The sequence below is a fragment of the Coprobacillus sp. genome (assembly GCF_984815275.1).
This window is the reverse complement of record NZ_CFJNYH010000006.1, coordinates 1-21,997: the sequence shown is the minus strand read 5'-3', so window position 1 is coordinate 21,997 and position 21,997 is coordinate 1. Positions and strand designations below refer to the sequence as shown.

At 30.9% G+C, this 21,997-nt stretch carries 21 protein-coding genes and 1 pseudogene; 20 read left to right on the top strand and 2 right to left on the bottom strand.

Annotation, left to right across the window (positions count from 1 at the left end):
• The 15 genes from AC5M21_RS03540 to AC5M21_RS03470 all read left to right on the top strand — a co-directional run bounded on the left by AC5M21_RS03540 (position 1) and on the right by AC5M21_RS03470 (position 16,430).
• Positions 1–363 carry an Hpt domain-containing protein gene (locus AC5M21_RS03540; RefSeq protein ID WP_054325167.1) on the top strand — a complete coding sequence of 121 codons (363 nt, stop codon included), beginning with the start codon at positions 1–3 and terminating at the stop codon, positions 361–363.
• A 158-nt stretch (positions 364–521) separates the two neighbouring features.
• Complete coding sequence (locus AC5M21_RS03535; protein WP_236916411.1) at positions 522–2,927, top strand: hybrid sensor histidine kinase/response regulator; 2,406 nt, start codon at positions 522–524, stop codon at positions 2,925–2,927.
• 418 nt (positions 2,928–3,345) lie between these two features.
• Positions 3,346–4,134 carry a PHP domain-containing protein gene (locus AC5M21_RS03530; protein WP_008788899.1) on the top strand — a complete coding sequence of 263 codons (789 nt, stop codon included), beginning with the start codon at positions 3,346–3,348 and terminating at the stop codon, positions 4,132–4,134.
• A 76-nt stretch (positions 4,135–4,210) separates the two neighbouring features.
• Positions 4,211–4,822 carry a recombinase family protein gene (locus AC5M21_RS03525; RefSeq protein ID WP_008788898.1) on the top strand — a complete coding sequence of 204 codons (612 nt, stop codon included), beginning with the start codon at positions 4,211–4,213 and terminating at the stop codon, positions 4,820–4,822.
• 136 nt (positions 4,823–4,958) lie between these two features.
• Positions 4,959–5,795 (top strand): GGDEF domain-containing protein, encoded by an 837-nt coding sequence (locus AC5M21_RS03520; RefSeq protein ID WP_008788897.1) that lies wholly within the window; start codon positions 4,959–4,961, stop codon positions 5,793–5,795.
• 175 nt (positions 5,796–5,970) lie between these two features.
• A complete protein-coding gene (gene serC, locus AC5M21_RS03515; protein WP_008788896.1) occupies positions 5,971–7,056 on the top strand; it encodes a 3-phosphoserine/phosphohydroxythreonine transaminase in 1,086 nt (361 codons plus the stop codon).
• 9 nt (positions 7,057–7,065) lie between these two features.
• Positions 7,066–8,217: a phosphoglycerate dehydrogenase gene (locus AC5M21_RS03510; RefSeq protein ID WP_008788895.1), complete on the top strand. Its 1,152-nt coding sequence runs from the start codon at positions 7,066–7,068 to the stop codon at positions 8,215–8,217.
• Positions 8,218–8,347: 130 nt separating this feature from the next.
• Complete coding sequence (locus AC5M21_RS03505) at positions 8,348–9,289, top strand: hypothetical protein (protein ID WP_008788894.1); 942 nt, start codon at positions 8,348–8,350, stop codon at positions 9,287–9,289.
• Between the two features lie 309 nt (positions 9,290–9,598).
• On the top strand, positions 9,599–11,548 hold the full coding sequence (locus tag AC5M21_RS03500; protein WP_054690535.1) for an Ig-like domain-containing protein: 1,950 nt from the start codon (positions 9,599–9,601) through the stop codon (positions 11,546–11,548).
• 237 nt (positions 11,549–11,785) lie between these two features.
• Positions 11,786–11,998: a FeoA family protein gene (locus tag AC5M21_RS03495; protein WP_008788892.1), complete on the top strand. Its 213-nt coding sequence runs from the start codon at positions 11,786–11,788 to the stop codon at positions 11,996–11,998.
• A 16-nt stretch (positions 11,999–12,014) separates the two neighbouring features.
• Positions 12,015–12,233, top strand: a complete 219-nt coding sequence (locus tag AC5M21_RS03490) for a FeoA family protein (protein WP_008788891.1) — start codon at positions 12,015–12,017, stop codon at positions 12,231–12,233.
• A 56-nt stretch (positions 12,234–12,289) separates the two neighbouring features.
• Positions 12,290–14,419 (top strand): ferrous iron transport protein B, encoded by a 2,130-nt coding sequence (gene feoB, locus AC5M21_RS03485; protein ID WP_008788890.1) that lies wholly within the window; start codon positions 12,290–12,292, stop codon positions 14,417–14,419.
• A gap of 17 nt (positions 14,420–14,436) precedes the next feature.
• Complete coding sequence (locus AC5M21_RS03480) at positions 14,437–14,631, top strand: FeoB-associated Cys-rich membrane protein (protein WP_008788889.1); 195 nt, start codon at positions 14,437–14,439, stop codon at positions 14,629–14,631.
• A 26-nt stretch (positions 14,632–14,657) separates the two neighbouring features.
• Positions 14,658–15,011, top strand: a complete 354-nt coding sequence (locus tag AC5M21_RS03475; protein WP_008788888.1) for a heavy-metal-associated domain-containing protein — start codon at positions 14,658–14,660, stop codon at positions 15,009–15,011.
• A 669-nt stretch (positions 15,012–15,680) separates the two neighbouring features.
• Positions 15,681–16,430, top strand: a complete 750-nt coding sequence (locus AC5M21_RS03470; protein ID WP_008788887.1) for a DeoR/GlpR family DNA-binding transcription regulator — start codon at positions 15,681–15,683, stop codon at positions 16,428–16,430.
• Between the two features lie 47 nt (positions 16,431–16,477).
• Here the strand turns inward: AC5M21_RS03470 and AC5M21_RS03465 are convergent, their stop codons facing one another.
• Positions 16,478–17,113, bottom strand: a complete 636-nt coding sequence (locus AC5M21_RS03465) for a TetR/AcrR family transcriptional regulator (RefSeq protein ID WP_008788886.1) — start codon at positions 17,111–17,113, stop codon at positions 16,478–16,480.
• Positions 17,114–17,283: 170 nt separating this feature from the next.
• Between AC5M21_RS03465 and AC5M21_RS03460 the strand changes: the two genes are divergently transcribed.
• From AC5M21_RS03460 to AC5M21_RS03440, 5 genes and pseudogenes are all read left to right on the top strand, one after another.
• The gene (locus tag AC5M21_RS03460) at positions 17,284–18,195 is read left to right on the top strand and encodes a phosphate/phosphite/phosphonate ABC transporter substrate-binding protein (protein WP_017143989.1); all 912 of its coding nucleotides are present in this window, start codon (positions 17,284–17,286) and stop codon (positions 18,193–18,195) included.
• A 1-nt stretch (position 18,196) separates the two neighbouring features.
• Positions 18,197–19,012 carry a phosphonate ABC transporter ATP-binding protein gene (gene phnC / locus AC5M21_RS03455; protein ID WP_008788884.1) on the top strand — a complete coding sequence of 272 codons (816 nt, stop codon included), beginning with the start codon at positions 18,197–18,199 and terminating at the stop codon, positions 19,010–19,012.
• A complete protein-coding gene (gene phnE / locus AC5M21_RS03450) occupies positions 19,005–19,784 on the top strand; it encodes a phosphonate ABC transporter, permease protein PhnE (protein ID WP_008788883.1) in 780 nt (259 codons plus the stop codon). Before phnC ends, phnE begins: the two co-directional genes overlap by 8 nt.
• A gap of 9 nt (positions 19,785–19,793) precedes the next feature.
• A complete protein-coding gene (locus AC5M21_RS03445; protein WP_008788882.1) occupies positions 19,794–20,582 on the top strand; it encodes a PhnE/PtxC family ABC transporter permease in 789 nt (262 codons plus the stop codon).
• 10 nt (positions 20,583–20,592) lie between these two features.
• Positions 20,593–21,307 (top strand): annotated as a pseudogene (locus AC5M21_RS03440) (tyrosine-protein phosphatase).
• A gap of 166 nt (positions 21,308–21,473) precedes the next feature.
• Here the strand turns inward: AC5M21_RS03440 and AC5M21_RS03435 are convergent.
• The coding region (locus AC5M21_RS03435) for a site-specific integrase (RefSeq protein WP_493531472.1) at positions 21,474–21,997 on the bottom strand (524 nt) is incomplete at its 5' end.

Sequence of the window (21,997 nt, the reverse complement as noted above, 5' to 3'; positions counted from 1 at the left end):
ATGAACCTAAGAGAATGTTATATGAAGCTTGATGGAAATTATGATGAGGTCGTTCAGAGATTACAAAATGAGTATATAGTGGAGAAATTTATGTTCAAGTTTTTAAAAGATAAAAGTTTTAATTTCTTAAAAATTTCTATCCAGAATGAAAACTATGAAGATGCACATCGCTATGTTCACACTATCAAAGGAATTTGTCAAAATCTTTCATTTTCTAAGTTATATGAAAGCAGTCATCAAATGACAAATGAATTCAAAAATAATAATTATAAAAAAGCCCTTGATTTAATGCCCCAATTATCAAAAGACTATTATCAAATAATTGATGCTATTAATGAATATCAAATGTTTAAGGAGAAGTAACAAGAATGGGTAGCATTAAAACAAATAATCATATAACTCGCTTTCTTACTCGTAGTTTTATTTTGCTTATTCTGTTTAGCACAATTATATTTTTCTTGTTAGGGGTATTCATGAACCAAAAAAGTAATGAAAGTATATATAAAATAGGCGAAATTTATATGTCTAGCATGAATAAAGAAATCTCTAAAAACTTTGAAAACGTTATTAAATTACGTTTTGAGCAAGTGGCAGGTATTGTTTCTACGGTTTCAAAAGAAAACAATGATTTACAAGAAATCTATGAAGAATTGGCTTATAGGGCAGAAATCAGAGGATTTGAACATTTATCAATATGTGCTAGCGATGGTACTTTTGAAACAATTTATGGAAAAGCAATATCTCCTAATAATCCATTGCCTTTCGTAGATGCCTTAAAAAATGGTCAGCAACGAGTTGCTGTTGGTACTGATGCTAATGGGAATGAACTTGTTTTGTTTGGGATTAATGCTGATTATCCTATGCAAAACAATAAAAAATGTACTGGTTTAGTGGTAGCTATTTCTTTGAAGTATATCACAGAATTTCTTTCTTTGGATAATGAAGGGGATGAGACATATTATCATATTATTAGATCCGATGGTAGTTTTGTTATTCGTAACTCTAACACTGACTTATGGGAGTCATTTGATGTAATCCAAAAGCAACACAATTTTGAAAAAGTTGATTCATCAAAAAAAACTCTTCTTGAAGGACTTGATAAAGCACTTCAAAATAATAAAGATTATACAAAAATGATTAAAATTAATGGTCAATATCATCAAGTTTATGTCACATCTTTACCTTATTCTGAATGGCATTTAGTCGCAGTTATGCCGTTTGAAATGTTAGGATTTATCATAGATGATCTAGGTATCCAACGTGTTGGCACGACAGTACTTGCTTGTGCTGCTATATTGATTCTTTTTATACTCATTTTCCAACGCTTTTTCGTTATGACAAAATTACAATTGCAAGAATTGGAGAAAGCACGTGAAACCGCTATAGAAGCGAATAAGGCCAAAAGTGAATTTTTAGCAAATATGAGTCATGATATCCGCACACCTATGAATGCTATTGTAGGAATGACAGCAATAGCAACAGCACATATAGATAATCAAGAACAAGTTAAAAACTGTTTGAAAAAAATCACACTATCAAGTAAGCATTTATTAGGACTCATAAATGATGTTTTAGACATGTCTAAAATTGAAAGTGGTAAGTTATCTTTAACTATGGAAGCAATTTCATTGAAAGAGGTTGTTGAAGGTATTATCATTATTATGCAACCGCAGGTAAAAGCAAAAAAACAGAAATTCGGTATACATATTGAGGATATTTCAACAGAAAATGTATGGTGTGATGGTGTCCGTTTAAATCAAGTCTTATTAAATCTTTTATCTAATGCAACTAAGTTTACACCAGATGGTGGTTCTATAGATTTCTCTCTTTTAGAAGAAGAATCTCCAAAAGGTGAGAACTATGCTCGTATTCATATCATTGTTAAGGATGACGGAATAGGTATGACTCCAGCATTTTTAGAAAAAATATATGAATCCTATAGTCGGGCAGATGGAAGGAGAATACATAAAACTGAAGGGGCCGGTTTAGGTATGGCAATCACAAAATATATTGTCGATGCAATGGAAGGAACTATTGATGTACAGAGTGAACTCGGAAAAGGAACGGAGTTTCATATCGTTTTAGATTTTGAAAAAGTATTGACGATGGAAATGGATATGGTTTTACCGCCTTGGAATATGTTGATTGTTGATGATGATAAATTATTCTGTGAGAGTGCTATAAAAACATTAGATTCTATTGGTATTAAAGCTGAATGGACATTAAGTGGAGAAGACGCTATAGATCTAGTTATTCAACATCATAAAAAAAGAAATGATTATCAAATTATCTTATTGGATTGGAAACTACCAGATATGGATGGTATTCAAATTGCTAGAGAAATTCGACATAATTTAGGAGGGGACATCCCTATTTTACTCATTTCTGCATATGATTGGAGCGAATTTGAGATAGAAGCTCGTGAAGCCGGTATTAATGGATTTATTTCAAAACCTCTATTTAAATCAACTTTATTTTATGGTTTACGCCAATATATGGGTATTGATTCAATGCAAGAGCAAGTATTGAATCAAAATATTGACATATCTGGACATCGTATCTTACTTGCCGAAGATAATGAACTTAACTGGGAAATTGCAAGAGAAATATTATCTGATATGGGTATGGAATTGGAATGGGCTGAAGATGGTGAAATATGTCTTCAGAAGTTCCAAGAATCACCAGAAGGATATTATGATGCTATTCTTATGGATATTCGTATGCCTCGTATGACAGGTTATGATGCGACTAAAGCAATTCGATCATTAGAGCGTTCAGATGCATCAGTTATTCCAATTATTGCAATGACAGCAGATGCTTTCTCTGAAGATATTGAAAAATGTTTAGAGTGCCAAATGAATGCTCATATAGCAAAACCTATTGATATTAAAGAACTCACTCGATTATTGAAGAAATATTTAATATGATGTCTGAGAAGGGATTTTATGGATTTAAACGATTAAGCTTATATATGTAATACTTACCCACTAGACAACATAAATGGAGATTTTAGATAAGTATAAAAGTTTATCATTAAAATTTAAATCTTTAACGGGGTAGTCATACCCCGTTTTATATTCATTAATAATTACAAATACATATTTTTGCAGTGAATGTCTATTATGCCAATATAATAAAGTATAATTTGCTTTTCATCAGCAATTCTATCCTGAGCTATATTCATCATATCAGCAACACTCATTTCATCATATAAGGCAAGAATTGATTGTGATTGCTAAATAATGTTTTGAATACAAATTAAATTTTTATTTTATCATTTTTATTTACAAATAGAATATATAAAAATATAATAAGCAAAAAGAAGGGGAATAAGGGGGAATAAACATGATAGATGGTCATATGCATTTAGAAAATGGTCCGCTTACAAAAGAATATGTATTAGAATTTGTTGAAGAAGCACATAAAAAAGGAATTGATAAAATTCAAATCTTAGATCATACACACCGCTTTATTGAGTTTGAACCTATTTATATGGAACTTAAGGATTATGAGGTCCAAAAAACATGGTTAGAAAATAAAAAGATGAAATTCAAGGACCATCTTGCTGATTTTGTTAATTTGATGGAAGATGTCAAGGCAATGGATTTGCCTATAAAAGTAACATATGGATTAGAAGTATGTTATGTTCCACAACATGAAGAATTCATTAGAAATATTTTATCACAATACCATTTTGATTTTCTAGTAGGGGCTATTCATTCTATCGATGGAATATTATATGATATGGGATTTTCAAAAGCTTTACTATGGGATAAATATGATGTTAATCATATTTATAAAAGATATTATGAATTGATATTTCAATTAATTGAATCTGATTTATTTACTCAACTTGCACATCCAGATACAATTAAATTATTTGAAATTTATCCAACATATGACTTAAAACCAACATATCAGAGATTATCTGAACTTTTAAATGAACATCATATGAAAGCAGAAAATAATACAGGTTGTTATTATAGGTATAATCATCCAGATAAAGGCTTGTCTGATGAACTTTTAGAAAACTTTAAAAAAAATCATGTACAATTAATTACTGCTTCTGATGCACATAAACCTGCTGATGTTGGAAGTTATATAAAGGATGCAGAAGAAAGAAATAAAATTTAGCATATATTTGATATATGCTTTTTTGTTTGCTTCAAAGTTGTTTTGCCTACAATAATGAAAGAAGGAGGTTAAAATAATGAAAGAAATGATTTATGGATATGTAAGAGTGTCTAGTAAAGATCAAAATGAAGAGAGACAAGTTATAGCAATGAGAAATTTTGGTATAGAAGATTCTCATATTATTATTGAAAAACAATCAGGTAAAGACTTTCTGAGACCAAAGTATTTAAAATTGACTAAAAAGCTAAAAACAGGAGATATATTGTTTATTAAAAGTATAGATCGTTTAGGTAGGAATTATGATGAAATTATTGAACAATGGAGAACTTTAACAAAAGAGAAACATATTAGTATAGTTGTATTGGATATGCCATTATTAGATACTAGGAAAGATCAAGATTTAATAGGAACGCTTATATCAGATATTGTTTTACAATTACTAAGTTATGTTGCACAGACAGAAAGAGAATTTATTCATCAACGGCAAGCAGAAGGTATTGCAGCAGCTAAAGCGAGAGGAGTTCATTTTGGACCAGATCGTATTCAATTGTCTCCAGAATTTATTGATTATGCATGTCTATGGCATCAAGGCCAGATTTCTTCAAGAAAAGCAGCTCAGAAATTAGGTATATCTTATCAAACGTTTTTACGGCGAGCAAAAGAAAGAGAATACCAAAAAATAATTTAATTTGTCACAAAATGTAGAATTTTTGTAACAGTAACTATAAAAACAAAATGAACCATTATATCCAAGAAAACTACTTAAATAAAGTATAACTCGCTTGTTACAGAATGTCTACAATCTGTAACAAAGGAGGTGTTTTATGAATATATATCAAAGATTTAAAGAAAGATTAATGTTCTTACTATTTCATTCTTGTCATATTTATTTATTAGAACACTTTCAAAATATTGTTATTTTCCAATATAATCCCCAGAATCACAATATATATGTTGTTCCAAGGTGTCAAAGGTATTTTAATATCACCAAACATAGATTAGAGACATCATATAATGATTTATTTGATAATATTCTTTCTGGACAAGGAGCTTGTTATGGGAGGGTTCAATTAAATCTAAATGGTTCATGGGTGATACTAGAATATCAATATATTTATAAGAATAAAAGGTTAGTACGGATAGATGGTTATATGACTGACATTGATGACATGAAACAATATGAAAGTTATCTATTAGATGTATCCCAAAAGGATGGGTTAACACATCTCTATAATAAAGTGACAGTTGAAAAAAGAATAGAGGAAAATATTCTTTTACATGGGAAAGGAACTTTATTGATGTTAGATATTGATTGCTTTAAAAAATTAAATGATCAATATGGACATTTAGAAGGTGATAAAATTCTCAAAGGATTTGCTGCTGAATTAACGAGCGTTTTTCAGAATGAAATTATAGGGAGAATTGGAGGAGATGAATTCATTGTTTATCTTAAAACAATGAAAAAAGATAATCTTATTGATAAGATAGATTATCTTTTAACTCAAGTTACATCTCAATATCAAATTATGCCTTTTTCAATAAGTATTGGTATTGTTAATTATAATGGTCAAGACACATATGAGGAATTTTTTCATAAAGCAGATATGGCTATGTATAAAGCAAAATCTATGTGTGATCAAAAATATTATTTTTATGAGTAAGATAGAACCACATGGTTCTTTTTTTTCTTATTTTGCATATTATATAAAGAATTGTTTGTAATTGTATACAATTCAAATAAAAAATAATAAAAATTTGTGTTTTTTAATAATATCACTGGACAAATTTGTTTTTATCAAATATAATAGCAACAACATTATAAAGGAGGACGTCAATATGACAGAAAAAAGAGTTTACAATTTCTCAGCAGGTCCATCAACACTACCTGTACCAGTATTAGAAAAAGTAGCTGCTCAAATGTTGAACTATAAAGATAGTGGAATGAGCGTTATGGAAATGAGCCATAGATCGTCGTCCTATTTAGAAATCTTTAATGAAACAAAGGCATTATTAAAAAAGGTATTAAATATACCAGATAACTATAAAATCTTATTTATACAAGGCGGAGCAACACAACAATTTTCAACTATTCCATTAAACTTAATGAAAAATGGAAAAGCTGATTATATTGTTACTGGAGCTTTCTCTAAAAAAAGTGCTCAAGAAGCTAAAAAATTTGGTGATATTCATATTGCTTACAATGGTGCTGATAATGGCTTTAAACATATTCCTACACAAGAGGAATTAGATTTAAGAGAAGATGCATCTTATGTTCATTTATGTTCTAATAACACAATTTTTGGAACAGAATGGAAATACGTACCAGATACAAAAGGGGTACCAGTTGTCGCTGATATGTCATCTAATATCTTGTCTAAACCAATCAATGTTGCTGATTATGGGATGATTTATGCAGGTGCACAAAAAAATATGGGTATCGCAGGATTAGGTGTAGTTATTGTAAGAGAAGATCTTATTAAGGACCATAAAGAGAATATTCCAGTTCTGATGGAATATAATACAATTGCAGATAATGATTCAATGTACAATACCCCACCAACTTTCTCAATCTATGTGCTTGGTTTAATGCTTGAATGGATTGATAGTTTAGGTGGATTAGAAGTTATGCAAAAAAGAAATGAAGAGAAAGCGAAATTATTATATGACTATTTAGATCAATCAGACTTCTATCATGTTCATAGTGATAAAGATAATCGTTCATTTATGAATGTGACATTTACTTGTCCTAATAAAGATTTGGATGCTAAATTTGTTAAAGAATCTATTGCAGCTGGAATGTCTAATTTAAAAGGACATCGTTCTGTAGGAGGAATTCGTGCATCTATCTATAATGCTATGCCATTGGATGGAGTTCAAACATTGCTTGATTTTATGAAAAAATTTGAAGAAGAGAATAAATAGGAGATATATATGTATAATATTAAATTATTAAATAAAATTTCTCCAGTTGGAGTCGGTCAATTTGATGACCAATATCTTGTTGGGGAAGATGTTGAAAAAGAAGATGGTGTATTGGTACGTTCTGCATCAATGCATGAATATGAATTGAATGATAATTTAAAAGCAATTGCAAGAGCTGGAGCAGGTGTTAATAATATACCACTTGAAAAGTGCAGCAATGAGGGGATTGTTGTCTTTAATACGCCAGGAGCGAATGCAAATGCAGTTAAAGAGTTAGTATTATGTGGACTTTTCTTATCATCACGTAAGGTAGTAGAGGGGATTGATTGGGTTAAAACTCTTAAGGGGAATGAGGATGCTGCAAAATTGGTGGAAAAGGGAAAAAGCCAGTTTGTAGGACCAGAGATAGAAGGTAGAAAATTAGGAATTATTGGTTTAGGTGCAATAGGGGTTCATGTTGCTAATGCTGCAATCAAATTGGGGATGGAAGTTTATGGATTTGATCCATATATTTCAGTTAATGCTGCATGGGGAATGAGTAAATGGGTTAAGAATGCTCAAAATGTAGAAACGATTTTTAGTGAATGTGATTATATTACATTACATGCACCTAGCACAAAAGAGACAAAAGGGATTATTAATCAAGAAAGTATTGCAATGATGAAAGATGGAGTTCGTATTTTGAACTTTGCAAGAGGGGATTTAGTCAATGCACAAGATGTTTTGACTGCTATTGATTCTGGAAAAGTTGCCAAGTATATTACTGACTTTGCAACACCAGATATCATTGATCATGAAAATGTGATTGTCATGCCACACTTGGGTGCTTCTACGCCAGAATCAGAAGATAATTGTGCCCGCATGGCAGTAAAAGAGATAAAGGATTATCTAGAAAGTGGTAATATTGTGAATTCAGTTAACTTCCCAACTATTAACGAACCACGCACGACAAAGTATCGTATTTGTTTGATTCATAAAAATGTACCAAACATGTTAGCACAATTTGCCACTCTTTTAGCTAATCAAGAAATTAACATTGAAAATATGGTAAATAAAGCTAAGGATGATTATGCTTATACAATTATTGATACAAACGATGTTGTAGGAACAAAAGAGTTTGAAAGTTTGGAAAATGTTATTAAAGTAAGAGTTGTTGAATAACGAAGTTGTGAGACAAAAGGATAGAATTTCTATCCTTTTTAAGTCTTATATGATTATTTATTTCTTTGTTCTTGGTTTAATGTTTGGTAGGAATTAATTGTAAAATATGCTAGAATAAAGAAAAAGGGGAATGATAATTGTGAAAAAAATAGGAATATTGCTAGGTATTGCTTGTTGCTTGATGGGTTGTCAAAAACAAACTGAAGTGGAGATATTGAAAGAAGCAAATTCATATACATATCAAGATCAGTTAGAATTTGAAGTTATGAAAACAGAAGTCAGTCAACAAATTGCACCCTCAAATAAAAATAAAACATATAAATATATTAAGTTATCAGATGAAAATAATATTTTTATAGATATGGTTGTTAAAACAGTTAATTTATCAAAAAATGAAATGAAGATGACAGATATATTTAATGGACAATTTGAAATCAATAAAGAATCATATCCAATGAAACATGCTATAGAAACAGTCAATTATAATCAAATGAGTACAACAGATACTTTAAAAACAAATGAAACAAGATATGTACATCTTTATTGTGAAGTTCCTAAGGAGCAAGTTAAAGAAGAAGCAAGTCTCCAATTTAAAGTTTTAGATGAGCATGAATTTCAATATACATTCACAACAGAACAACATATTGTTAATAATGATAGCAAATCATTGGGTGATATTTTAACTCTTAAGCAAACGCAAATTGCTTTAAATAATATAACACAATCGAATAAAATTGAGCCTTCTAATAAAGGTTTCTTCTACAGTTATATTCCAACTGATCATGAAGATGAAACATTTGTTATTTTACAAATTGATATTAAAAATACTACAGATAGTTCACTAGATCCAAGTGATTATATTTATTGTGAATATACAATAGGGCAAGAACAGATTAAGTCACAAATTATTATAGAAAGTGAAAATCATAAATCTGTATCAAAAACAGGAAAGATAGAGCCATTACAAACACGTACATTGTATTTGGCTATGCCTGTAAAGAATAGTGTTTTATCTGAAAAGGGGACAATACATTTATTTGTTGAAGGGAATACATTTGAGATACAGTTATAATATTGATGACTGTATCTCTTTTTTTATTTGTCATAAGATAGTTATCCTATCTTGGAGATTGATATTTTTATTGAAAAAAAGGATATAAAAAGATATAATGAACTTAAGTAAATAGGATTGTAAAGGGTGTGATTATTATAAGGATTTCATTTAGTCATGAAGTTCGTTTATCTGTACCTTTACGGACTGGACATTTATCATGAGATAAATGTCTTTTTTTACCTCAAAATATGAAAATTCTTATCATTTTTGAAGGTTCATTTAAGTACAAATTAATGAACAAGAATTTTATAAAAGGAGGATTTGAAAGTGAGAGGTATAAAAACAAATAGGTTTATAGGTATCATCGTTGCTGGAGCACTTACATTGGTGATGAGTAGTATACCAAGTCATGTAAATGCTGCTAACAGTCCAATATTGGATAGTAATGGGAAGACATTTTCTACATTAGATGATGCTATTCAAAATGGTAGTGGTCATATTATATTACAAGAAAACTTGACACAGCAACAAATGGTTGTCGAAAAGGGAAAGACTATCCAATTAGATTTAAATGGTAAAAAATTGACTTTACAGAAAGATAATGGTCCTGGTCTAACTGTACAAGGAAGTCTTGAAATTAAAGGGAATGGGACATTAACTAAAGAGGGATATGGTTATTTAATTGATAACTCAGGAACTCTGAATATTGTAAATGGAACATATACAGATGATATAAATAATGAAAAGGAACAAAATGGAACTAAGAATTCTGCTTTGATTCGTAACTTAGGAACAATGACAATTCATGATGGAACTTTTACAGATTCTGGGATTGTCATTAAGAATGATGATAGCAGTGCTCAAGTCTATGGGAATTTAACAATAAAAGGTGGTACATATCATTGTACTTCTGACAAAAGCTTTGCAAATATTCAAAATAGTGGTGTTGCAACAATTGAAGATGGTACATTTGATGGTGGTAATTATACAATTCTAACAAGATTTTGGAAAGGACCAGCAAAAACAACAATCACTGGTGGACATTTTAAGCAATCTTTAAAGGATAATTATGTGTTTGCTAATTATTTTGACACACAAGGTGGAACAACTGTTAATCATATTAGCGGTGGTACTTTTGAAGGGAATTTTGGAGCTGATAAAATAGGAGAAAATTCACCAACTGGTCAAGTTAATACGATAATATCAGGTGGTCAATTTGATAACGATGTCAATGCTTTTTTAGAGCAAGGTTATAGTTGTGTAAAAGTTAATAATGTATATAAGGTTGCTAAAAGTGCAACAGGTATCACACTTTCAGAAGCAAAGAAAACATTACTTGTAGGATCTGAATTAGCTTTAAAAGCTACTGTTACACCTTCTACAACACTTGACCAAGTCACTTGGAGTTCAAGTGATTCCAAAATTGCAACTGTTAATGCCAATGGAGTGATAACAGCAGTAAAAGAAGGAACTGCAATTATTACTGCAAAAGTAGGTTCTTTCAGTGCAAACTGTAAAGTTACAGTTCAAGCAATTAAGGCAGATATACCAAATGTTGATTTATCAAAACCAGATACAACAGTAAAAGTAGGAATTAGTGATAACAATTCACAAACAACAATTATCAATACAGTTAATGATATCGTTAAAGATATATTGAATGGGCAACAAGTTGCTGAAAATATTTTAAGTCATGAAACAGCTTATAAAGTTGAAAAAGCCATTTTAGATAATCAAACAATTACTGTAAAAGCTAAATCTCAAATACTACAAGAGAGTGCCATAAAACAAGAAGAACTTCAAAAAATAAAAGATGTTTTAAAAGTTTCTAATGGAACTACACAAACTTCACCAAAAATTGTACAATATATTGATTTGAGCATGATGTTGATTGCTAATAACAATGAGGAATTAGGAAGTTTATATCAATTAAATAAGCCTATCACTTATACATTAACTTTACCAAGCAATCTTAAGGCTGAGGGAAAAACATTCTATGTTATACGTCTTCATGATGGAAAAGCAGATAAATTAGCAACAACTCTAAACAGTGATGGAACATTGTCTTTTTCTACAGATAGGTTCTCAACATATGCTTTGGTATATGAGGAAAATGTTGAAATCAATTCAACAGATAATCTTGAAAAAAATCCAACAAATGTGAAAACGAGTGATGAAAATCAAACAATTTTATGGATATCTATAGCGAGTTTAGCATTAGTAAGTGGAATTGTCTTAATTTTAGATAAAAAAAGAAAAGATTTATTAAATAAATAATAAAAGCTTTAACGGAATAATGATTATTTTTATTTCGTTGAAGTTTTTTTATGTCTCTGTTATAAATAAAATTATTCTATTTTTATGCTTTCATATATTGACAAATTTAAGAAAGAGGAGTATTCTAAGTTTGAAGTTAGAGTTCGCTAACTTATATTTATAAATGTTTGGTTAGGTTTTGCTAACTTTGTTTGGAAAGTGATATCAGTTTTATACTGATAAGAAAGAGAGGTAGACATGATGCCATTAACATTTGCTGATTTAAATAAAGAAAATATTATAAAAAAAGTGGGTGGAGGAAATGAAACCAAACGTCATCTTGAAAATCTTGGTTTTGTTCCAGGAAGCTCTGTTTCAATTATCACAAAGAATAACGGAAATTTAATTGTAAATATAAAAGACTCTAGAGTCGCAATTAGTGAAGAACTTGCTAAAAAAATCATGATTTAAGGAGGGGGGGAAAGTTATGACATTAAAGGAAGTCAAAGTTGGAGATACAGTGACTGTCAAGAAGTTAAATGGTCAAGGTGCAACAAAACGAAGAATTATGGATATGGGTATAACTAAGGGCGTTGAAGTTTTCGTAAGAAAAGTAGCTCCATTAGGGGATCCGATAGAAGTGACTGTGAGAGGATATGAATTATCGTTAAGAAAAGCCGATGCTGCTATGATTGATGTAGATTAAGCAGCATTTAAAATGATACTAGAGTTAGTTATGGGTAACTAAAGAGGAGGAAAAATATGAGTATACAAGTTGCATTAGCTGGTAATCCAAACAGTGGAAAAACAACATTATTTAATGCTTTAACGGGTGCAAATCAATTTGTTGGAAATTGGCCAGGAGTTACAGTTGAGAAAAAAGAAGGAAAATATAAAGGAGATAAGGAAATCAAGATTACTGATTTACCAGGTATTTATTCGTTATCACCTTATACATTAGAGGAAGTTGTTTCTCGTGAATATTTATTAAATGAAAAAGTTGATGTTATATTAAATATTGTTGATGGTTCTAATTTAGAGCGTAACTTATATTTAACAACCCAACTCCTTGAATTGGGAATTCCAGTTGTGGTGGCAATCAACATGCTTGATGTTATTGAAAAGCGTGGAGATAAAGTGAATTACGTTCAATTGTCAAAAGAACTAGGATGTCCAGTTATGCCTATATCAGCTCTTAAAAATAAGGGTATAGATGAGGTTATGGCAAAGGTAAAAGAAAGTGCTCATCGTTCTTTTGAAGCTAAAAATATTTATGACAAAGAAATAAATTCAGTTTTAGATCAATTATCACACTTATTACCTAGAAGTATTGATCAACATATTACTTTATTCTATAGTATAAAATTATTTGAACGTGATGATAAAATCATTTCTTCATTAAATACAAAGGTTGAAGATGAAAGCCTTATACAAGCTATTGAAAAGAAGATGGATGATGATAGCGAAAGTATTATTACTGATGCGAGATATAGTTATATCACAAAGATTATTAAAGATTGTTATGTAAAAGCCAATCGTGAAAGTTTAACAACATCTGATAAGATTGATAGAATTGTTACTAATCGTATCTTAGCTTTACCAATCTTTGCATTGGTTATGTTTATTGTTTATTACGTCTCTGTAACATCAGTAGGAACATTTGTAACCGATTGGACAAATGATGTTCTCTTTGGTGAAATGATTCCACCAGCAATTGAAGGATTCCTAGTCTCAATTAATTGTGCAGCATGGCTTCAAAGCTTAATCCTTGATGGTATTGTGGCAGGAGTTGGTGCAGTGTTAGGATTTGTTCCACAAATGTTAGTGTTATTTATATTTTTAGCAATATTAGAAGATTGCGGATATATGGCACGTGTTGCATTTATCATGGATAGAATCTTTAGAAAATTTGGATTATCTGGAAAATCATTCATTCCAATGCTTATAGGTAGTGGATGTGGAGTACCTGGCATTATGGCTAGTCGTACGATTGAAAGTGATCGTGATCGTAAAATGACAATTATGACAACAACTTTCATTCCATGTGGTGCGAAATTACCTATTATTGCTTTGATTGCAGGAGCTTTGTTTGATGGAGCCTCTTGGGTATCGCCTAGTGCTTATTTCTTAGGTGTTGGAGCTATCATTGTTTCTGGAATTATTTTAAAGAAAACAAAATTATTTGTTGGAGATCCAGCACCTTTTGTAATGGAAATGCCAGCATATCATGCTCCTAGAGTATTAAACGTTTTAAGAAGTATGTGGGAAAGAGGATGGTCTTTTATTAAAAAGGCTGGAACTGTTATCTTATTATCTACAATTGTGATTTGGTTCTTACAATCATTTGGATTTGAAGATAGTGGATTTGCTATGGTTGATGATATTAACAATAGTTTGTTAGCTACAATTGGACAAACATTTGCTTGGATCTTTACACCACTTGGTTGGGGTGAATGGAAAGCAGCTGTTGCGAGTATTACTGGTTTGGTTGCTAAAGAGAATGTTGTTGCTACATTTGGGCAATTGTACGGATTTGCTGAAGTAGCAGAGGATGGTGTTGAGATTTGGGGAACACTTGCTGTGAGTTTCACAGCGCTATCTGCATATTCATTTTTAGCATTTAACTTATTGTGTGCACCTTGTTTTGCCGCAATGGGAGCTATGAAAAGAGAAATGAACAATGCAAAATGGACAGCTTTTGCAATTATATATCAATGTGTATTCGCATATGCGGTTGCCCTTATCATTTACCAACTTGGAAATCTTATTATCAATGGAGTTTTCGGTATTGGAACTATTGTTGCATTGATTGTTCTTGTAGGTATGATTTTCTTGCTTGTTAGAAAAGGAAAATCTTCAGAAAAATTAGAAGTTCAATATTCAGTTCATTAACAAAGGAGGTGGACATAATGAATCTATCAACATTATTGGTTTTATGTGTACTTATCTTGATTATATCGTTCTCTGTAAGAACGATTATTAAGGATAAAAAAAGTGGGAAATCATCATGTGGTGGTGATTGTGGCGCTTGTGGTAGCCATTCATTATGCCATGATTCCAAATCATTGTTTGAAGAATATAGAAAGCAAGAGCTACATCGCTAGCTCTGCTTTTTGTTAGGAGGTTATATATGTCTACGATTATTATTATTTTATTATTAATAGGAGTTGTTATTTTGGCAATTAAAAATTCATCTCAACACTTTAAGGGGGATGGTGGATGTTGTTCAGATCATTCAAAAATACCAGATAAAAAACTTCAGGAAGCAGTTATTGGCTATAAGACGATTCATATTTCTGGAATGCATTGTCCTCGTTGTGCTGTCAAAGTTGCTGAATCCATTAATAAAATTGAAGGTGCTAGTGCTAAAGTCAATGTTGAAGATCACATTGCTATTGTTTCATATGATAGAGAAATTGTGAATCAAAAATTGCATGATGCTATAGAAAAAGTAGGGTATCATATTATATCAATAAAAGAGTAAGTAATAAACTTATTTCATCATATCTACATACAATTTTAATTGTTATAAACTATGTATGGAATGATCATGTTAATGCCATTATATTTGATAAGATGCTAAAGAGGAACATGTTCTCATGAATGGGAGTTAAGTTCAATTAATGTAGTTAAATGAGAATAATGAGTGTTTTCATCTTAGAATAAGTACGAATCAATATATTATGAAGAAAACAAAATAAACTCAAGAACATTTTAGCCTGTGTTTGTATAATTATTCAAAACATATTGACAAGTGCAGGGAAAAGAGGTATTATAAATATAAGAGTTAGCAAAGACTAACTTATGTGATGAAACAATTCATAATTTAAGTGATTGATGTGAATTAATCATAAAAGATTATATTGTGTATAAGAACTTGGATCATGAATGATAACGAATAACTATAGTTGACCTCATACTCCTATTCATTGTTGTAATGATTATAAAAAGCCAAATAAAATCAGAACATACATTGGCTATGGTTGTTAGAATTGTTCAATGGCACGTAAATGCCATCCAAGCAATAAAAGAGTAATCTTCAGATTACTTTTTTTCTTTGGATAAAATAGGTTAGGATGAAATCATTTAGAGTTGCATTTGAAACTTTTATATGTTAAGGTAAAACAAGAAATGAGTGATATATATGGCAAAGATGTCAGAAAGACATACACAAATATTGGAATTATTGACTGAACAAAAAAGAGTAGAAGTCACTGAGTTATCAGAACTGCTTCATGTTTCACAGGTAACAATCCGTAAAGATTTAGACCAGTTAGAGAATGCTGGACTTATTTTAAGAGCTCATGGATTTGCCACATTAAATTCAAGTGATGATATGAATAACAGATTGGCTTATCATTATGATGTTAAACAAAAGATTGCCAAATTGGCCTGTGAATCCATTCGAGATGGTGAAACAATTATGATTGAATCTGGCTCATGCTGTGCTTTATTGGCATTGGAGATAGCCAAGACAAGAAAAGAAATAACAATAATTACAAATTCAGCTTTTATTGCTGATTATGTTAGAAAGACTGAAAAGATTCGAATTATCCTTCTAGGTGGAGAATATCAATTAGAATCTCAGGTCATGGTTGGACCGTTAACTCGTAAATGTGTGGAAGCATTCTTTGTAGATAAATTTTTTATTGGTACTGATGGCTTTTCAGAGGCATCAGGATTTACAGGAAATGATTATATGAGAAGTGAAACAGTAAGAGACATGTCTAAACAAGCAAAGCATGTCATTGTTGTGACAGAGTCTTCTAAATTTCAAAATATTGGTCTTGTTAATTTATTGCCAACACATGATGTCTCTTGTGTCGTCACTGATAGTGCTATTCCTATTCAATGTGAACAATATTTGTTGGAACAAAAGATTGAAGTTAAAAAAGTATCTTAAAGATATCTGAATAAATAAAAAGATTGAAAATTCAATTCTCAATCTTTTTATTTATTCTTTAATTCATTAAGCAGCCATTGGATTTGTGTGAAAGCAACAGATTCGAAGTCTAGTTGATATTTTGTTTGTATAGCTTCATTGCTTTTATATAAAAAATCAATAAGTGATGAAATAGCATAAACAAATGATACTGTTGATAATTTTGGATCAAGTGTAGATTTAACACTTCCATCATGAAAGTTTTTAGATAATAAAGCAACCATATCACCAGGTTTTACTTGATATTCATTGTAAGGATTATCCCATTGATAATCTTTTTTTGCACTTGCACTCATATAGATTGAACCGAATATATCCATGAAAATAGGATAGTATATATTTTCTTTATAGAGTGAAAGTGTTGTATATGCATAGGCCTGAAATTTTTCATATGTTGTAGAGGCTTGTTTGATTGCTGTTACACATTTTTCATACATAGATGACTGATGACGATAAAATATGGCCCAAAGAATATCTTCCTTACTGTCAAAATAGTTATATACTGTTGTACGTGTAATATGACAACTTCTTGCAATATCTACAATTGAAACGTTATCTATCCCTTTTTCAATACATAAGTTCTGAGTTTGATCTAAGATATTATTAATTTGAATTTGATAATGATTTTGATATTTATTCCCCATATCACTCACTCCTTGCATCTATACTATAGCATTTTTAAATGATTTCAAATACTCTTTTCTTGTAAATTTAAACATAATGTATATTTTACGAACACTTAATTAAATTTTAACACACTGTATAAATTTTGCTGTTATGATAAATGTGTCAAAAGACAGGGAGGAAATTTATAATGAAAAAATTAAAAAAAATAGTGACTTTATCACTAGCAATGGTATGTATATTAGGAAGTGCAGGTTGCTCTACATCAAATAAAGATACAGCCAATAAATGGCCAGAAAAAATTGTCTTGGCACAAATGCCAAATGAAAATAATCCCAATGCTGATTCACAACATGAAAAATTTGCAGCAGCATTATCAGAATATCTAGGAATTGAAGTAGGGTCTGTTGAAGGTACTGATTATACAGCTGGTATTGAAGGTATGGCAAGCAAAAATGTAGATGTTATGCTGGTTTCTCCAATGAGTTATTTCCAGGCAAAGGAAAGAGCAAATGCTGAGTTGTTAGTATCAACACCAACAGCTGCAGATTATAAGACAGCATTTATTACAAAAGCAGATCGAGATGATATTAATTCTTTAAAAGATTTAAAAGGGAAAACTTTTGCATTTGTAGATCAAGCATCTTCATCTGGTTATTTATATCCAAAAGCCAAATTAATCAAAGAACTTCAATTAGATACAGATAAATTAGAAGCTAATGATTATTTCTTTAGTACTGTTGCTTTTTCTGGCGGGCATCCAACTTCATTAACTGGTGTGACTATGGGCGATTATGATGCAGCAGCAGTTGCAAAGGCAATTATCACTCAGATGGTGAAAGCAGGACAATTAAAAGAAAGTGATATTAAGGTAATTGGAGAAACTGATGTTATTCCAAATCCTTGTTATGTTGTAAGAGGTGATTTACCACAAGATTTAAAGGATAAGATTAAAGAATTTTTCATGACATATGATGATGAAAGTTATTTTGAAGCTGTTCATGAAAATAAAGATATTCGATTTGTGGAAGTTACTGATGAGACTTATACACCTGCAAAAGAAATGTTAGAATTATTGAAAATTGATATGGGAGATAAATAAGATGGGGAAACCAATTTTAGAAATTAAGAATTTAGAAAAGGTATATAATGAGACAACACATGCTTTACAAGGCATGAATGTTTCATTTCATGAAGGTGAATTTGTTGTCATTATTGGTCCATCTGGTGCAGGTAAATCAACATTTATCCGTTGTATTAACAGAATGATAGATCCATCTCAAGGAGAAATAGTTTTTGATGGTATTCATATGGAAAAAATGAGAGGCAAAAGTTTAAGAAAACAAAGAAGTATGATTGGAATGATTTTTCAACATTACAATCTTATTGGAAGAACAAATGTTATCAAAAATGTTCTTCATGGGCGTCTTGGACATATGAGTCTGATGAATAGCTTGTGTGGACGTTTTTCCAAAGAAGATATTCAAGAAGCGGCAACTCTTCTTAAACAGGTTGGGTTAGATGAACAAATGTATAAAAGAGCAGATGAACTTAGTGGGGGACAAATGCAAAGAGTTGGAATATGTAGAGCGATTATTCAACATCCCAAACTTCTATTGGCAGATGAACCAATTGCATCACTAGATCCTCATTCTGCAAATAAAGTTATGGATACACTTTATAAAATGACTTGTGAAAGGGGATTAACATGTATTGTTAATCTTCACCAAGTTGATTTTGCAAAAAAGTATGCAACAAGAATTATTGGAATTAAGGCAGGACGTATAGTTTATGATGGAACACCAAACGATTTAACTGATGAAATGATTCAAAACATATATCAAGGTAAAGAAGAACAGATTGTTTTAAAACAATCACATCAAAGTGTTTTTCTAAAAGAAGGTATGGCTAATGGGTAATCTTGCTCTTATTCCATCAAGAAACAGAAAAATTTATCTAGCATTTTTCATTAGTATTATATTTGCTTTAAGTTGTCTTTATTTAGAAATAGATTTATTAGAAATGATATTAGGATTTCCAACATTTGTATCTTTCTTTATTCATAAGTTTATTCCACCGGACTTTTCTAATATTGCTCAGTATGCTCCTGCTGTTGGTGAAACAATATTATTTGCAGTTGTAGGAACATATATTTCAACATTCTTCTCTTTATTATGTGGTATGTTGATGAGTGAGATGACAAATCCATATAAACCATTAAGAATGTTAGTAAGAGCATTTATATCTTTTTTAAGAAATATTCCTGTATTAATTTGGGCAAGTTTATTGGTTTATGCATTTGGAGTAGGTGAAATAGTGGGCTTACTTGCCTTGATTATTGCCACTCTTGGATTTTTATCACGTAGTTATTGTGACAGTCTTAATGAGATTCCCAATTCAAAATTAGAAGCTTTAAAAGCAAGTGGAGCAAGTGACTTACAAATACTTTGGCATGGCTTGTTACCATGTTTTGTACCAAGCTTAATCAATTGGACACTTTATTCTTTTGAAATTAATATTCGTGCATCTACAATATTAGGAATGGTAGGAGCTGGAGGAATAGGGGTTCTTATTCAAACAAATATTAAATTATTTAAGTACCATGAGGCTTGTGCCATTATTATCATTGTCGTAACAATTGTCTTATTAACAGAGTTTATCACAAACAAGATAAGATTATTGGTACATTAAGGAGAGAGTATGGATATTCTAAGAACAACAAAAAAAGGAACAGGACTTCGCTATTTTATCTCTATAATTATTGTTATTTTTGTATTTTTAATAAGTGTTCATTTATTAAATTTAGACTTTACAAAATTTTTAAATCGATTAACTAATATTGGAGAAGTTATCTCAAGAATGTTAGTATTTGATGCATCACTCATTCCAAGTATCCTATTAGAAGTTTTGGTTTCAATCTGTCTTGCTTTGACATCATTGGTTATTGGAACCATCATATCTTTTGTATTGGCTGCTTTAGCAGCAGATAATTTAGCCCCTAATCATTATATAGCATGCATAATCAAAGGAATTGTTGCTATTATTCGTGCCATTCCTGCTTTAGTCTGGATACTTATGGTTGTTGCCAGTGTTGGATTTGGAAATACGGGAGGAATGATTGGACTCATTTTTCCAACAGTTGGTTATTTAACAAAGAGTTTCGCTGCTTCTTTAGAAGAAGATGGTTATGAGAGAGTTGAAGCTTTAAAATCAACTGGTGCCAATTGGATTAACATTGTTGTTAGAGGTGTTGTAGTTGAAACAATGCCACAACTCATTTCATGGATTGCAATGAGATTTGAAAATAATATTGCTGAAGGAATATCACTTGGAATGGTGGGTGTTGGAGGTGTTGGGTATTTATTAAATAAAGCTATCATGAAATTTGATTATCCTGCAATTTCAACAATTATCGTTGTTATCTTTGTAACAATGTTTATCTTTGAAGTTATGACAGTAAATATAAAAAAACGTTTACACACAAAATAGGAGAATAAAAATGCAAAATATAATTCGTTTACCATTAGATAATGCTTACAATGTAAGAGAATTAGGTGGATATTATACAAAGGATAAGCAAATAACACAATGGCATCGTTTTCTAAGAAGTGATGATATTTCTCAACTTACAGATCAGGATATTGAGTTCTTATTAAATTATGGGGTCAATAGTGTCATTGATTTAAGATCACAATCAGAATGCCAAGCTCATCCAGATTCATTAATGAATATTGAAGGTATAGACTATTATCATTTACCATTTATGAGTGGGGATATTGACGATGTGACAAAAATTATGGATAATCTTGAACAATTTGATTTAGGTGATTTTTATGTTGAACTCTTGAAAGAAAAAGAATTGGTTGCTCAACTCTTATCTCTTATAACAGATGCAAAAGAGGGGTGCTTATTTCATTGTTCAGCAGGAAAAGATAGAACAGGGATTCTCAGTGTTAGTGCTTATGAATGCTGGTGTCAGTAATGTAGATATTGAAGCAAACTACCACTTAACATATACCTATTTAAAAGAAAAACCAGGGTTATTAGATATGATGCCTTCTGATATGGATTTATCATGTATGTATTCAAAACCAGAAACAATACGTAAAGCTATTGATTATATATTAGATCATTATCAAGATATAGAAACATATTTGATGAATTGTGGACTATCTAGTCAATATATTAATAAATTAAAAAATAAGTTATTATAAATTATATATGTCTTTTTGACTATCTTTTTATATCTTCTTAAATGTCCGCAAAGCCTTATTTTATCGGCTCTACGGGCATTTTGCTTTTGTGGTAAACCTCACATATCCAGGTCTATCTTCTTATATTTTCCCTGTCAATCGTGGTTAAAATCGTGGTAAATACTTTTTATGCGATTAGACGCTGAACCTCTGATTTTGCGGTATCTATGGACGCATGAGCATACCAGTTCATTGTGATACTGATATTTGAATGCCCCATGATATACTGTAAATCTTTTGGGTTCATATTCTTACTTGCCAGCCTTGTGCAGAACGTATGGCGTAGCGTATGCGGTGTGATATGTGGCAAGGGATTGTCCTTGTGGTGCTTGTTGTATTTCTTTACCATACGGACAAATAAGGCGTTGTAATCAATCGCAACTTTGGGCTTGCCCTTATGATTGACAAATAGAAAGTTGCTCCGTCCGTCTATCACAAATGGTTCTGCCTTTGGGCGTTTCTTCATAACCCGTTGAAATGCTTGTATCGTTTCCTTGCTTAATGGCACTTGCCTTGTTCCGCTCTTTGTCTTAGGCGTTTCAATATAGTAGCCCTGTTCCTTGCTCTTTAATAACTGGTGGTCGATAATCACAACTTCATTCTTGAAATCAATATCGGCTACTGTCAGTCCGCACAGTTCCGAGATACGAA

Coding starts and splice junctions, on each gene's coding strand:
- AC5M21_RS03510 (WP_008788895.1), top strand. CDS start 7,066: ATGTATAATATTAAATTATTAAATAAAATTTCTCCAGTTGGAGTCGGT.
- AC5M21_RS03540 (WP_054325167.1), top strand. CDS start 1: ATGAACCTAAGAGAATGTTATATGAAGCTTGATGGAAATTATGATGAG.
- AC5M21_RS03505 (WP_008788894.1), top strand. CDS start 8,348: ATGATAATTGTGAAAAAAATAGGAATATTGCTAGGTATTGCTTGTTGC.
- serC (WP_008788896.1), top strand. CDS start 5,971: ATGACAGAAAAAAGAGTTTACAATTTCTCAGCAGGTCCATCAACACTA.
- AC5M21_RS03465 (WP_008788886.1), bottom strand. CDS start 17,113: ATGGGGAATAAATATCAAAATCATTATCAAATTCAAATTAATAATATC.
- AC5M21_RS03480 (WP_008788889.1), top strand. CDS start 14,437: ATGAATCTATCAACATTATTGGTTTTATGTGTACTTATCTTGATTATA.
- AC5M21_RS03530 (WP_008788899.1), top strand. CDS start 3,346: ATGATAGATGGTCATATGCATTTAGAAAATGGTCCGCTTACAAAAGAA.
- AC5M21_RS03525 (WP_008788898.1), top strand. CDS start 4,211: ATGAAAGAAATGATTTATGGATATGTAAGAGTGTCTAGTAAAGATCAA.
- AC5M21_RS03445 (WP_008788882.1), top strand. CDS start 19,794: ATGGATATTCTAAGAACAACAAAAAAAGGAACAGGACTTCGCTATTTT.
- AC5M21_RS03495 (WP_008788892.1), top strand. CDS start 11,786: ATGATGCCATTAACATTTGCTGATTTAAATAAAGAAAATATTATAAAA.
- AC5M21_RS03535 (WP_236916411.1), top strand. CDS start 522: ATGTCTAGCATGAATAAAGAAATCTCTAAAAACTTTGAAAACGTTATT.
- feoB (WP_008788890.1), top strand. CDS start 12,290: ATGAGTATACAAGTTGCATTAGCTGGTAATCCAAACAGTGGAAAAACA.
- AC5M21_RS03520 (WP_008788897.1), top strand. CDS start 4,959: ATGAATATATATCAAAGATTTAAAGAAAGATTAATGTTCTTACTATTT.
- AC5M21_RS03470 (WP_008788887.1), top strand. CDS start 15,681: ATGTCAGAAAGACATACACAAATATTGGAATTATTGACTGAACAAAAA.
- phnE (WP_008788883.1), top strand. CDS start 19,005: ATGGGTAATCTTGCTCTTATTCCATCAAGAAACAGAAAAATTTATCTA.
- AC5M21_RS03475 (WP_008788888.1), top strand. CDS start 14,658: ATGTCTACGATTATTATTATTTTATTATTAATAGGAGTTGTTATTTTG.
- phnC (WP_008788884.1), top strand. CDS start 18,197: ATGGGGAAACCAATTTTAGAAATTAAGAATTTAGAAAAGGTATATAAT.
- AC5M21_RS03460 (WP_017143989.1), top strand. CDS start 17,284: ATGAAAAAATTAAAAAAAATAGTGACTTTATCACTAGCAATGGTATGT.
- AC5M21_RS03490 (WP_008788891.1), top strand. CDS start 12,015: ATGACATTAAAGGAAGTCAAAGTTGGAGATACAGTGACTGTCAAGAAG.